Here is a 12,091-nt window from a genome sequence, read left to right as displayed (position 1 = left end):
AATAAGTCTGAAAGATAGTAACTCCCGCCCAACCTAACAAGGTTTTGAGGCTATTTGTAATGCGAAAAAATAAGAGGATACCCAATTACTTATTCCAGATGTCCCAGGCTTTTTCGGCCTGCAACTCCAGCATTTTTTGACCGTTCACCACTGTAGCCCCCTGGACTTTTGCCAGCTCCATTAATCTGGTTTGTGGCGGATTGTAAATAAGGTCGAAAATGAGGTGATTTCGCGTGAGATGTTGAAATGGGATTTTTGGATGCTCTTCTATCTTCGGAAAGGTCCCTAAAGGGGAACAGTTTACCAGTAAGGTGTATTCTTTTAGCATCTGTTCATTCAATTCCTCATAACTGAGCTTTTCTTCGGAAGCTTTTCTGGATACGAATTTATACTCGATATCCAATGTTTTAAGGGCGTATGCAATGGCTTTTGAAGCACCTCCGGTTCCAAGAATAAGCGCTTTTTTATGATGTTCTTTCAAGTAAGGTTTCAATGCTTCAGCAAAGCCGAAATAATCAGTGTTATAGCCGATCAATCTGCCTGAGGTCTCAAGCTTAATGGTGTTCACGGCGCCAATTTCAGAAGCAACAGGATTCAGGGAATCCAGAAAAGGGATTATTTCCTCTTTATATGGGATCGTAACATTGAGACCCTTCAGCTCGGGATTCTCTTTGAGAACAGCAGGGAATTCAGAGATATTCTCGAGGTCAAAATTTTCATAACTGCCTGAAATGCCTTCCCGAAGGAATTTTTCCGAAAAATAATTCCTGGAAAAGGAATATGAAATATTTTGTCCTATCAGCCCGAATTTACGCATAATCCTCTTTGTTTCTGTTTTCATACCAGGCCAGCCAGAGTACGATGGCCGCGCCAAATATTATAAAAAAGATGGCAACCCAGGTTTGCGGGTCATTGATCTCGGGAATAAAACGGTCATAATTATCAATGATCTGGTTCCCGTTCTTATCTCTCAAAATAGTTCCCTCTGCAGATCTTCTGAAAATAGCTTCTTTCCATGGCCATACTACTCCCAGGGATCCTGTAATAAAACCAATAATGGTGGCGAAAGTTCGGTTTTTATAATGTTTAAGAAGGTATCCTAAAACATGGGATAAAGAAACCAATCCGGCTACTGAGCCTGCAGTGAAAACCAGCAGGACTTGTAAAAGCCTCATGTGTTCTTCATCATTCAAAAAAGAAAAATCCCAAACCGCGATCATCGCGAGGGCGTCATATAAAGCATTTACAGAATCTACCAGTAGGAGAACATAATTCCCCAGTAAGATGAGTATAAATGATCCTGATAAACCCGGTAAGGTCATACCTGAAACCCCTATTATTCCGCAGAAAAAAACAAACCATAAATTGTCATTTTCGGCGGCTGGTTCAAGCAAACTAATACTTAATCCGGCAAGAATTCCAAAAATGGCAAAAAGAACATTACTTCGGTTCCAATCCTGAAAATCCTTACTGATATAATAGATCGAACCCAGGATCATTCCGAAGAAAGATGACCAGACATAAAGCTCGAAATTCTCCAGCAGAAAATCCAGTAGTTGGGAGACACTGAAGTAACTGATCACCATTCCAAGGATCAGCAACAACAGGAACTTGGAATTGGTGTAATAATAAAGGCTTCGGAATCTTCCGTTCACCAGTAATTTTAAGGAATTTAGGTTGATCCTTTTCAGGGAGAAGATGAATTCTTCATAAAAACCTGCGACAAAGGCAATGATCCCGCCAGATACTCCCGGTACCTTGTTGGCGGCCCCCATAGCGAGCCCTTTGAGGACTAAGAAAATTTTATCGCTAAACGTCCTGGTTTTCTGCATTGTCGCGCACAGGTTTTTTTACTGCAAGGCCCTCTAAGATAAGAATAACAAGGAATCCTGCAAGCATCAGGAAAAAAGCCTGCATCATATGAGGGTCTGAATCAAAATTCCACGGCAAAACCGACTCGTCACGGAGAACAAGGGTTTTATCTCCAAAAGTTTCAGTCTCTAAAATGCGTTTCCAGGGCCAGATCTTATTGAGGGAGCCTGCAATGAACCCGGTTAGCGTAGCCAGCGTGAGGGTGCTGTAGTTTTTAAAAAGCCATTTTAATAGTCGGGAGAATGACAGGATCCCAAATATTGCTCCTAAGGCTAAAATCCCGAGGGTCTTGAAGTCAAAATTATGAGTGGCTTCACTTACCGTTTTATAAGCCCCTAACAGTACAAGGATAAATGAACCTGAAATTCCCGGCAGGATCATGGCGCAGATGGCGATGGCTCCCGCAAAGAACAAATATATCTCACCGGGTGCTGCTGCTGCCAGGGGAGGAAGCGAGGTTAAATAAAAAGCGATGGCCGCTCCAATGACAAGGAACAGAAATACGTTAAAGGACCATTTTGGAATTTGTTTACCTACATAATAGATACTGGCTAAAACCAATCCGAAGAAAAACGACCAAATAAGAATAGGGTGATTTTCCAACAGGTAATTGGCAAGCCTCATTACGGTGAAGAAGCTTATGAGGATACCCGCAAGCAGGGCTACGATAAAGTTGCCGTTCAATTGCTTCCACATGGCTTTGAAACCTTCTTCCCGCCAGGTGGTGAGCAGGTCAAGGTTAACACCACTAATGGTGCCTATTAACTCTTCGTAGATTCCGGAAATGAAAGCTATGGTACCACCGGAGACTCCGGGAACCACATCTGCGGCTCCCATCGCCATTCCTTTTAAGGTAATTATGAGGTAATCAAGGAAACTTCGTCGCATTATCTAGGTTTAGAAATGCCCAAAGTTAAAGAATTAACTGCATGAATTCTGGTGTGTCCTGATTTTATCTTTAACAGATTTTCTTGCGAAAATAGAAGGGAATAACTCCTCGATGATGATATAGTAGTCATAATCAAGTTTTAACCCATGGTTAAGGTGGGTGTATCCCTTTTCCACTTCATGAAGCATAAAATATAAACCGGCCAGCCTGTATTCGATCTCAGCAGTATCTGGATAGAATTCGGTAGCCTGAAGCAGGTTTTGAATGGCGGCTTCATGTTCTCCAAGATCAATCAGAATATCACATCTTTTGATCCAGGTCTCCAGTTCGTAGTTTCCCAGCTCAAGGCTTCTTCTGTAACCTCTTTCGGCTTCTTCTAAAAGCTGTAGTTTGTTATTGATACGCGCATATCGCTTCCAGTACAATACATTCTCGCTGTCAATATTGATAGCCTTATTGATATAATAAAGCGCCTTTCGGTAATTTCCTTTTTTATAAAAGAAATCGGTGATCGCGATCCATCCTTTATCCAGTAAAGGATCTTCATGTACTGTTTGGCGATAACTTTTAAGCGCTAGTTCTTCAGACCCCAGTTTCTCGTAGCACTTACCAATTCTTAGGTAAGCGAATGAAGTAGGATCATCCAGATCTAAAGTGATCTTATAATTTTCTATTGCTTCATTATAATGACCTAGTTTTTCGAGAACTTTTCCCTTTTCAAGATAAGCTCCAATGAAATAGTCATCACTGATGATCGCAAAATCAAATGCGGTTAGCGCCTTTTTGTAATTCTTAAGATCAAAATATTGCTTCCCTAACTGGTGCCATGCCACTTCAGAGTATGGATTGCGGTCTAGGAACGAATTCAGATAATCGATCGCGCCATGGGTTTGTTCCAGGAAATCGAAACAATACATGATATTGTAAAGTGCCGAATAATCTTCTTCATCGGCCTCCAGGCATTTCATGAAGTTTTGTTTGGCATTTTCAAAATCTTCCACGAAAAGATATTCCATTCCTAAAAGGGAATAAACATCTGCTTCATCTGCTGTCAGGGCAAGAGCCAGTTCTAACATGCGGATTGCCTCTTTGTGTTTATCTTTTTTAGAAAGAATATTGGCTTTTTGAATATAGACCTCCTCGTTAGAGGTTTCCAGGTCAAAGATCTCATCCAACAGACTTTCTGCCAGGTCTAGTTTATCTTCAAAAACAAGGATCTCAACCTTAAGTAATCGTAAATTAACAGAGCTGGGATGCTGGGAAAGTCCCAATCTGACAGCTTTTTTGGCCAGTGCAATTTTCCCATTCTCCAGGTAATAATGAACAATGTTCTCAAACTCATTTGAGTCGAAGAACAGCACATCATTAGTCTTTAGCATCGATTCAAAACGAGTAAGGGAGAAACTATTTTCTTCGTTATGACTTAATTGCATAAGCAGTTTTTGTTACTGATTTGTACAGTATTAAAGTTAAAAATGTTATAAAGCGACGACACTGAAATCTAAATTTGTTGTTAACAATTTAATTAACAGGATCCTTAACTCACTTTAATTCATCGAGTATTGCAAGGATAATGCCACAACCTTCTTTTATCTCTTCTTTAGAAATTGTTAAAGGAGGTGTGATTCGAACGGCGCGGGTTTCGAATAAAAGCCAGAATAAGATGAGGCCTTTATCCTGCGCACGAAGCACCAGTTCATTGGCGATTTCCGTGGAAGTTAAAATTGGAGCCAGCATGAGTCCTTTTCCCCTGATCTCAGTGATCAAAGGATGAACTAATAGCTCTCTGATAAGTTTTTCTTTTTCAAGTGTTTCTTTTATAAGATCTGTTTCTGTCAGTTCTTTCAAGGTAGCAAGGGCTGCTGCCGCTATGACAGGATTTCCTCCGAAGGTGGTGATATGTCCCATTTTCGGATTGTCGCTCAAGGTGTCCATCATTTCTGCGGAAGCTGTGAAAGCTCCAATTGGCAGTCCGCCACCCATGCCTTTTCCCATTACCACGATATCAGGAACCATGTCGAAATTCTCGAATCCGAAGAGTTTACCTGTCCTTCCAAAGCCAGGTTGGATCTCATCAAGGATCAATAAAGCGCCAACTTCCTCACAGCGGGATTTTACTTTTTTGAGATAATTGTTTGCAGGTAAAATAAAACCTGCGCCTCCTTGAATGGTTTCGAGGATAACTGCCGCGGTTTCCGAAGTGATCTTTTCAAGGTCTTCTTCCTTATTGAAATCAATAAAATCTACATCTCCAATCAGCGGACGGAAGGGTTTTTGTCTTTCCTCATAGGTCATTAAACTCAAAGATCCCATAGTGTTGCCGTGATACGCATTTCTGGCAGCAAGAATTTGAGTTCTACCGGTGTATCTTCTAGCCAGTTTTAGGGAACCCTCTATAGCCTCTGTCCCTGAATTGGTGAGGTATGTTTTTTCCAATGGGGCAGGGAGGTTGTCTGCCAGTAATTTGCATAGTTCAATAGCCGGCCCCTGGGCGTATTCCCCATAAACCATGACATGTAAATACTTGTCCAGTTGTTCTTTTACAGCCTCGACCACTTTGGGATGGCAATGTCCCAGGCTGCAAGCCGAAACACCTGCAACAAAATCAAGATATGCCTTGTCTTCTTTGGAATAAATATAACTTCCTTTTGCATGAGAAACTTCCAAAGCCAAAGGATGTGGCGAAGTTTGCGCCTGATATTTGAAAAAATCTTTTTTCAATCTACTTTTCGCGTTTAGTTTCTTTAGGCGGGATGGGTAGTAATTTTTGAGTCGGCTTTAAAGTGTCCTTTCCCGGCTTTAAACCTGCCGGTTTGTTTAACTTCAAATCCTTGCGTCCCGGGATAGAATCTTTTTCTTCATTTCTAAGATCCTCAGGTTTTAATCTCGATTTGTCATTCAGGAGAGGATCAGAATTTTCTTCCCGTTCTTCAAAAAATCCGCTTTCCTCTTCCGGTAAGGGGATACCTTTTATCTTGACCAGTTCATAAGGAGGTTCCCCTGCGAAAAGGTCTTCCACAGAATTCAATTTTTCGTCCCCTCTCCAGTTGAAACCTTTAAGTTCTCTAGCATTTGGAGGGAGGTCTTCTTCGGGATACAAAGTGCCGTCCACCTGTTTCAGGTAATAGACATCCTGAACTTTCTGGTCTTCCAGCATGACCTGGATGGAGCTGGATAGGGTCTTGTTGATCCCAATTAGTTCTCCGGGATCATTTCGCATGTAATAAATGGTCTCCGTATTCTTGATGAGATCTACCTGAGTGAGGTCATTATCGGTAAAAGTACCGTACATCTCCTTACCCTTTATTTGATTATAACCGCCCAAACTATCTTTTTGGATCATAAAAGCGTTGTAATATACCTTTAAGGAATCCAGTTGTTCTGTCTTGGTATTATTGATCAGGTGAATGGTATCTCCTGTCAGCTGATTGTTGCCGGACCAGATCACGGGATTACCCAGCATTTGTGTTAATCCGGTTCTTTCCTGTACATGAATTGAATCGCTTTTCCCACTCATATTGCTCTTGAAAAGCCGCACATCATAAAACCCTCTTATCACGCGGTCATCTGCTTTTCCCGTTACCATCAAGGTGTCACTGTGAATGTAAATGGAATCTTTCTCCTGAAGCGCAATGGCAACGGCCTTCTTGGTTATGAATACCGAATCTTTCTCACGGAATACTTCTGCATAATGCCCTTTTATAACACTCTTATTGATGGTGTCGGTCACCTTGATATTATTGGTAGCAGAAGCAAAGTTGGTATTCCGGTTGAAGTAAAGGGAATCACCTTCCAGGATCCTGTTCTCGTAATCAATGCGTGAGTTCTTTACAAAATAACCCGTGTTTCCGCGAGTGTCATAAAATCCCCTTTCTGCGTAAATAACCGATTCTTCACTGGTTATGGTAGAAGGTCCGTACATGTACGCATGACCGGTTTCTGAATAAAAATCGAGCTGAGAGGAGGTAAGAACATATTCAGGATTGGTGATCACCACTTCGGAAGTGAAGGAATATTTTTCATTATCCAGGTAATATCTTCCAATGCGGCTTTTAAGCACACTGGCCGAATCTCTTATGGTGCCACCGCTGATATAATAAGCTTGCTGTTTGACCCGGTCAAAGAATAAGGTGTCGGTTTGCAGACTGGTTTGCGGGTTGCGCATATTCACATTTCCGCTGGCAAAAGCGAATTGGGTGGTCCCATTGTATTCTGCATATTTGCTGGTCATGGTGATCGTATCACCCTGTTCCATGCGTACATTTCCGTAGGCTTTGAAAAAGTTTTCCGTAGCATAATGAATGGCCTGGTCACACCATACTTCAATACCCGCATGGGTAAAGTGAACCTGGTTATCTACTTTGCTGAGGATGAAAGCACCGGGGTATTTTTCCTCGTTTTTGATGGTCCTGTCACTTTCATATTCGATCTTCTTGGTGACCTGGGCATATGAAGAGTTGCCCCAGTTCAAGAGGAGCATTAAAAAAATAAGTAACCGAAGCTTTTTCAAATTAGAAATTTTGCCTCAAAAATAGTGAATTCCCAAGGATTTTTGAGAAAGCCGGATATCTTTTAAAAGTGAAGGAATTTTTGATTTTCAAAAGAACAAACAGGATTATTCCTATTCGTAATATTTAATTATCCTGCCATGATCCCTGCCTTTGACACTTCGCACGTAGGCATTGACAACTTTTTCCATAGGAACGGGGTTGTGGCCGGGGAAATAGTCCTTGTATTTTTCATAAGCGTCTTCAACCATTCCAAGGGACACGACATTCAACCTAATGCCTGATTCAATTTCAAGGGCAACCGCTTTTACAAAGCTATGAAGCGCCCCGTTAACCATGGCCGCGCTGGAAGTTTTTACTACAGGGTCATCTGCAAGAATTCCGGTGGAAAGAGTGATAGAACCATTAGGGTTCAGGTAATTGCGTCCCTTGCGAACCAGGTTTACCTGTCCCATCAATTTACTTCTAAGGCCTATATAGAAATCCTCTTCAGAAAGTGCGTTGAAGGGAGCCCATTTCGCTTCTCCTGCAATACAGATAATGGCGTCCACCCTTCCAACTTTTTCAAGCATTGTGTCTATAGAAGCGCTATCGGCTATATCAACGGTTACATCCCCATGTTTTCTTCCCGCCGTGATCACTTCATGTTCTTCGGAAAAATGATCGCTGACTACTTTTCCAATTGTTCCTTCTCCACCAATAATTAAGATCCTCATAACTTGAATTTTTTAGATTAGTTTTCGCGACTTACTGAATATAACATTAATTCTTCTGATTCGCCGGGCAAAGTGATCACTTCTTGAAAGCTAAGACCCAATCTTTCCAGTAATTTCTGAGAGTCCAGGTTTTCCTTGAGGGTAATGGCGTTTATTTTGGAGAGGTCAAACTCTTCGAAGGCAGCATTTTTAATACAGGAAGACGCTTCAAAAGCGTATCCTTTTTTCTCGAATTCCGGAAGGAACGCAAATCCTATATCCACTCCTTCGAGACCTTCTCTGTCATAAAGTCCGCAGGTTCCTATTTTCACGCCGTCTTTTTTTCTTATTACGGTGTAATTGGAAAAGCCCAGCCTTTCCAGTTGAGGGGTCATCTTGTTCAGAACATATTTTCTTCCGTCCTCTTCAGAGTAAACTTTACGATTACCAATATTTTTAAGCCACTTAGGGGTATTCAATAATTGATATATGAATTCACCATCTTCAGGCTGGGTTGGTCTAATTAAAAGTCTTTCAGTTTCAAAAGACCTGAATTTTTCGAGTTTATTATTTCCGTCCATAGAAGATTGCTCAAGGGATACCACGTAAATATAAATATTGAATTGTATACCTAGAACTACCGTTTTAAAAATTTTCTAAAAAAAGGTCTATTGAATTGAAAATCAGTAAGATAGTTTGTAATTTTAATAAATGATGAATGTGTTGGGATACGTCGAAAATTCAGTGCTTCTAAAAAGAAAGATTATGGAAAATGTGATGAATAAAAAGAATGGTGTCGATGTTGAAAAATTAATGGGTACCATTGATGCCGTGAAAAAGGATCCTGAGGTGGCTAACTTCGAATTCAGAAGTAAAACAGAATGGCTTGATGGCGGTCATTGTAGAACGACTTTTCAAAATTTCTATGGGGCCAAACAGGAGGATACCTCCAGAGCCACTCCTTTGATCATTGAGGGAGATGAACCGCCCGTTCTGTTAGGGGAAAATCAAGGTGCCAATGCGGTGGAAGCTTTGCTCCATTCTCTTGGCTCCTGTCTTACAACGGGCTTTATTTATAATGCGGCGGCCAGAGACATAAAGGTCAATTCCTTATCATTTGATATAAAAGGAAAAATGGACCTGCATAATTTCCTGGGAATTTCAGATAACAAGCGGCCAGGTTATGAGAGCATTGAAGTGAAATATCACGTGGATGCCGACGCTTCTGATGAGCAAATAAAAGAACTGTGCGAGTACGTGCAAAAAACATCTCCGGTACTTGACATGTTACGTAATCCCGTAAAGGTCAATATAGAGATGGGATAGAGAAGGGGTATCCCAACATTTTCAGCCTTTTTTCTCCGGAAGTTTTTTTGGTGGGAGGTTTAATCGAAAACCGAACACGGGTAATTTTCCCTGCATGAAATCAAGGTCCTCTGATCTTTTAAACCCCATTTTCTCGTACATTTTCCAGGCGACCTTCATGAATTCAGTGGAATGAATGATGAGCTGTTGATTGCCGTCTTCCCTGGCTTTTTCAATACAGGCCTGGGTCAGTAATTTCCCGATTCCCATGCCTCTGACTTCAGGGTTAACTGCAAGCAGCCTGAAACCGGAAGCATTCTTTTGGGAAGTGGCCGTCCCGCCCGAACCGTAAGAACTCATATCACTGAAATAGACCACAGCCCCCTCAACTTTCCCTTCTGAAGAAACAGCGACCAAAAGTTGGGTGTGTGGTTTGTTGGTGATCTCTCCAATGTTCTCCAGCAGTTGATAGTACTCAGGCTGCTCTTTTTGGGAGGGAAAACCTTCCAAAGCTGCATACACGGTTACCATTAACCGTCCAATATCCCTGAACTCTTCAGGTTTGGCCTGCCTCACGGTATATTTCATGGAAACTCTATTTATAAGTGAGCGAGTCCCACATTAGATCAATAAGTTTCCTTCCCTGTTCACTGTAATTCTCATCCATGATCATGGTCATTATGAGAATGCCTTCATCTTTACGGCCCAGGCTGGCAACTTCATAAATATTGGTCTCATCCTTATAGGTTAGGATCGCTTTTGAAATTTCAATTTGCTGTCCAGAAATCAGTTTTCTGGAATAATTTTCCCGCTTCATCTCAAAACCATAATTAATACTCTCCTTAGTAACCTCATTCAGCATTAATTCATTGAGCATGCTAGGGTTCATGGCAGAGTATTTCTGGATCAATAAACCGGAACCTTCCGCCGTCATAATAGTAACCTGTTCAATCCCTTCGGCTAACTTCATGGAAGAGACCTTGTAGTCTTTTGAATATAGAAAGCTGAATAAATCGGTGTCAAAAAGAAGGGTGTCCTTTGTTGACACTTTTACTTTGACCATTTTTCCATTTATGGGGAGGTCGTACTCCTGGTCAGATGAAATTTCTATGGTCTTCCCGTCTATGTGAAGTAACAGGTCATCTTGTGCGAAGGAATTAAGTCCTGAAAGGAAGCAGAGGATTAGTAATACTTTTCTCATTTGAAATGTTTTGGTTAGTTCGGTTTTAAATTTATTTGACATTGGAAAAGATCCATTTCTCTTCTGAATTTCCTGGAAACAAAACCAGTTCATTTTCTGAAATTGAATGAATGTTCCACTCTTTACTGGAGCCGTCCTTCATGGTTATCACACTGCTTTCATCGTCACTTAGTTTCCAATCCCCGGTTTCGGTCATATTCATGATGTGTACTTCAAAAGTACTGTCTTTACGGAAATCAAAATAGGCGCCTGCGATCATGCTGCTGAGCAAATCGATCTGTTCCTGGGATTTTCCGGGGCTTTCTTTACGCTTTAAATACCATTTTTTGGAGATATCTCCTGAGGTGACCTTTACTTTTTCCTTTTTTGAAAGTTCTGATGTCTCTTTAAGGTCTGGAGCTTCTCCGGACTTTTTAAAGACCATAGCTCCTTTGCTGAGCTTCAGCGTCATTTGGTTCTCACTAAGATCGATCACTTCAAAATTATGAATGTCACCGGAATTTGATTTTAAAATAAGGGCTTTGGCTGATTCCCTGTAGCTCCAGGTGCCATTATCAACTTCTCCCATTATGGTGGCTCGATAGCTTCCTTCCGAATTAAAGGCCAGGGTCATATTTCCGAAGAGCATATCCAACATTTTTACGCTGGTGGAATCCAGTTTTTCCTGCTCATATACTTTTTCAAAACTCCATTTGCCTGGCAGAATTGTGCTTTGCTGACCATATACGCTAAAGCTGAAGAAGATGAATAAAACCTGAATTGTTTTCATGTCTCGTTGAAAGATTGGTGTTAATGGATGAAAGTTTTACAAATAAAGAAATTATTTTAATAAAGTTTTAAGAAAAATCATTTAAACAAACAAAAAGCCCGGAAGTTCATTCCGGGCTTTTTAGTCAAAATGTTTGCACTGTTATTTAATCATTTCAAACAATTTTTCTGCAACCAATTCAGAAGATGCCGGATTTTGTCCGGTAACGAGGTTACCATCCTTTAAGGCATATTCCTGCCAATCACCTTTTTTGGAGTAGATACCCCCATTTTCCTTTAGCATATCTTCTACCAGAAAGGGAACAACTTCCGTCAATTGAACAGCCGCTTCTTCTGAATTTGTAAATCCTGTAACTTTTTTGCCTTTAACCAGTGGTTCTCCTGTAGCGTTCTTTACATTTTTAAGAGCAGCGGGGGCATGACAAACAAATCCTATGGGTTTCTTTTGTTCGTCAAAAGCGCGGATTAATTGGATCGATTCTTCATCATTTGCCAGATCCCAAAGGGGGCCGTGGCCACCAGGATAGAATACCGCGTCAAAATCCTGGGCATTGACCATAGATAACTTTACAGTATTATTGATCACTTTTTGGGCAGCCTTGTCATTATTGAATCGCTCTGTTGATTCAGTCTGGGCTGAAGGGCTGGTACTACTAGGATCGATTGGCGCCTTACCTCCCTTTGGAGTTGCTACGGTAATTTCAACACCTTTATCTAATAATAAATAATACGGGGTTGCGAATTCTTCTACCCAAAAGCCTGTTTTTTTCCCTGTATCACCTAATTGATCATGGGATGTCAATACGAAGAGTACCTTCATTTCCTTGTTGACTTTTTGGTCGTTACTGTTTTT

At 41.0% G+C, this 12,091-nt stretch carries 13 protein-coding genes; 1 reads left to right on the top strand and 12 read right to left on the bottom strand.

Annotated elements, in window-relative coordinates:
* Window positions 1-85: 85 nt before the first annotated feature.
* From ACFQ1G_RS04850 to ACFQ1G_RS04815, 8 genes are all read right to left on the bottom strand, one after another.
* Window positions 86-817, bottom strand: coding sequence for a shikimate dehydrogenase family protein (locus tag ACFQ1G_RS04850; RefSeq protein ID WP_380737158.1), 732 nt, complete (start codon window positions 815-817; stop codon window positions 86-88).
* Window positions 810-1,832, bottom strand: coding sequence for a DUF368 domain-containing protein (locus tag ACFQ1G_RS04845; protein ID WP_380737156.1), 1,023 nt, complete (start codon window positions 1,830-1,832; stop codon window positions 810-812). Before ACFQ1G_RS04845 ends, ACFQ1G_RS04850 begins: the two co-directional genes overlap by 8 nt.
* Complete coding sequence (locus ACFQ1G_RS04840) at window positions 1,810-2,760, bottom strand: DUF368 domain-containing protein (protein WP_380737154.1); 951 nt, start codon at window positions 2,758-2,760, stop codon at window positions 1,810-1,812. Before ACFQ1G_RS04840 ends, ACFQ1G_RS04845 begins: the two co-directional genes overlap by 23 nt.
* Before the next feature lie 33 nt (window positions 2,761-2,793).
* The gene (locus ACFQ1G_RS04835; protein WP_380737152.1) at window positions 2,794-4,194 is read right to left on the bottom strand and encodes a tetratricopeptide repeat protein; all 1,401 of its coding nucleotides are present in this window, start codon (window positions 4,192-4,194) and stop codon (window positions 2,794-2,796) included.
* Between the two features lie 109 nt (window positions 4,195-4,303).
* A complete protein-coding gene (locus ACFQ1G_RS04830; RefSeq protein ID WP_380737150.1) occupies window positions 4,304-5,482 on the bottom strand; it encodes an aspartate aminotransferase family protein in 1,179 nt (392 codons plus the stop codon).
* A gap of 1 nt (window position 5,483) precedes the next feature.
* A complete protein-coding gene (locus tag ACFQ1G_RS04825) occupies window positions 5,484-7,241 on the bottom strand; it encodes an OstA-like protein (RefSeq protein WP_380738460.1) in 1,758 nt (585 codons plus the stop codon).
* A 141-nt stretch (window positions 7,242-7,382) separates the two neighbouring features.
* Window positions 7,383-7,985, bottom strand: a complete 603-nt coding sequence (locus tag ACFQ1G_RS04820) for a short chain dehydrogenase (RefSeq protein ID WP_380737148.1) — start codon at window positions 7,983-7,985, stop codon at window positions 7,383-7,385.
* A 17-nt stretch (window positions 7,986-8,002) separates the two neighbouring features.
* A complete protein-coding gene (locus tag ACFQ1G_RS04815; RefSeq protein WP_380737146.1) occupies window positions 8,003-8,545 on the bottom strand; it encodes a GNAT family N-acetyltransferase in 543 nt (180 codons plus the stop codon).
* 184 nt (window positions 8,546-8,729) lie between these two features.
* On the opposite strand from ACFQ1G_RS04815, the gene ACFQ1G_RS04810 reads away from it, so the two are divergent.
* Window positions 8,730-9,290 carry an OsmC family protein gene (locus ACFQ1G_RS04810; RefSeq protein WP_380737144.1) on the top strand — a complete coding sequence of 187 codons (561 nt, stop codon included), beginning with the start codon at window positions 8,730-8,732 and terminating at the stop codon, window positions 9,288-9,290.
* A 21-nt stretch (window positions 9,291-9,311) separates the two neighbouring features.
* On the opposite strand, the gene ACFQ1G_RS04805 is transcribed toward ACFQ1G_RS04810, so the two are convergent.
* The 4 genes from ACFQ1G_RS04805 to ACFQ1G_RS04790 form a co-directional block, all read right to left on the bottom strand.
* A complete protein-coding gene (locus tag ACFQ1G_RS04805; protein WP_380737142.1) occupies window positions 9,312-9,857 on the bottom strand; it encodes a GNAT family N-acetyltransferase in 546 nt (181 codons plus the stop codon).
* A gap of 7 nt (window positions 9,858-9,864) precedes the next feature.
* Window positions 9,865-10,470 (bottom strand): hypothetical protein, encoded by a 606-nt coding sequence (locus tag ACFQ1G_RS04800; protein WP_380737140.1) that lies wholly within the window; start codon window positions 10,468-10,470, stop codon window positions 9,865-9,867.
* Between the two features lie 31 nt (window positions 10,471-10,501).
* A complete protein-coding gene (locus ACFQ1G_RS04795) occupies window positions 10,502-11,239 on the bottom strand; it encodes a lipocalin family protein (RefSeq protein WP_380737138.1) in 738 nt (245 codons plus the stop codon).
* 141 nt (window positions 11,240-11,380) lie between these two features.
* Window positions 11,381-12,058, bottom strand: a complete 678-nt coding sequence (locus tag ACFQ1G_RS04790) for a type 1 glutamine amidotransferase domain-containing protein (RefSeq protein ID WP_380738458.1) — start codon at window positions 12,056-12,058, stop codon at window positions 11,381-11,383.
* Window positions 12,059-12,091: the final 33 nt, after the last annotated feature.

The organism is Salinimicrobium gaetbulicola, from assembly GCF_042676025.1.
Classification (GTDB): Bacteria; Bacteroidota; Bacteroidia; order Flavobacteriales; family Flavobacteriaceae; genus Salinimicrobium; species Salinimicrobium gaetbulicola.
The sequence above is the reverse complement of the archived record's forward strand: the minus strand, read 5'-3'. Positions and strand labels throughout refer to the sequence as shown.

Excerpts from the sequence above, each read along its gene's own strand:
- ACFQ1G_RS04790 (WP_380738458.1), bottom strand. The coding sequence starts at position 12,058 with ATGAAGGTACTCTTCGTATTGACATCCCATGATCAATTAGGTGATACA.
- ACFQ1G_RS04800 (WP_380737140.1), bottom strand. The coding sequence starts at position 10,470 with ATGAGAAAAGTATTACTAATCCTCTGCTTCCTTTCAGGACTTAATTCC.
- ACFQ1G_RS04835 (WP_380737152.1), bottom strand. The coding sequence starts at position 4,194 with ATGCAATTAAGTCATAACGAAGAAAATAGTTTCTCCCTTACTCGTTTT.
- ACFQ1G_RS04820 (WP_380737148.1), bottom strand. The coding sequence starts at position 7,985 with ATGAGGATCTTAATTATTGGTGGAGAAGGAACAATTGGAAAAGTAGTC.
- ACFQ1G_RS04805 (WP_380737142.1), bottom strand. The coding sequence starts at position 9,857 with ATGAAATATACCGTGAGGCAGGCCAAACCTGAAGAGTTCAGGGATATT.
- ACFQ1G_RS04825 (WP_380738460.1), bottom strand. The coding sequence starts at position 7,241 with ATGCTCCTCTTGAACTGGGGCAACTCTTCATATGCCCAGGTCACCAAG.
- ACFQ1G_RS04840 (WP_380737154.1), bottom strand. The coding sequence starts at position 2,760 with ATGCGACGAAGTTTCCTTGATTACCTCATAATTACCTTAAAAGGAATG.
- ACFQ1G_RS04795 (WP_380737138.1), bottom strand. The coding sequence starts at position 11,239 with ATGAAAACAATTCAGGTTTTATTCATCTTCTTCAGCTTTAGCGTATAT.
- ACFQ1G_RS04810 (WP_380737144.1), top strand. The coding sequence starts at position 8,730 with ATGGAAAATGTGATGAATAAAAAGAATGGTGTCGATGTTGAAAAATTA.
- ACFQ1G_RS04815 (WP_380737146.1), bottom strand. The coding sequence starts at position 8,545 with ATGGACGGAAATAATAAACTCGAAAAATTCAGGTCTTTTGAAACTGAA.
- ACFQ1G_RS04850 (WP_380737158.1), bottom strand. The coding sequence starts at position 817 with ATGCGTAAATTCGGGCTGATAGGACAAAATATTTCATATTCCTTTTCC.
- ACFQ1G_RS04845 (WP_380737156.1), bottom strand. The coding sequence starts at position 1,832 with ATGCAGAAAACCAGGACGTTTAGCGATAAAATTTTCTTAGTCCTCAAA.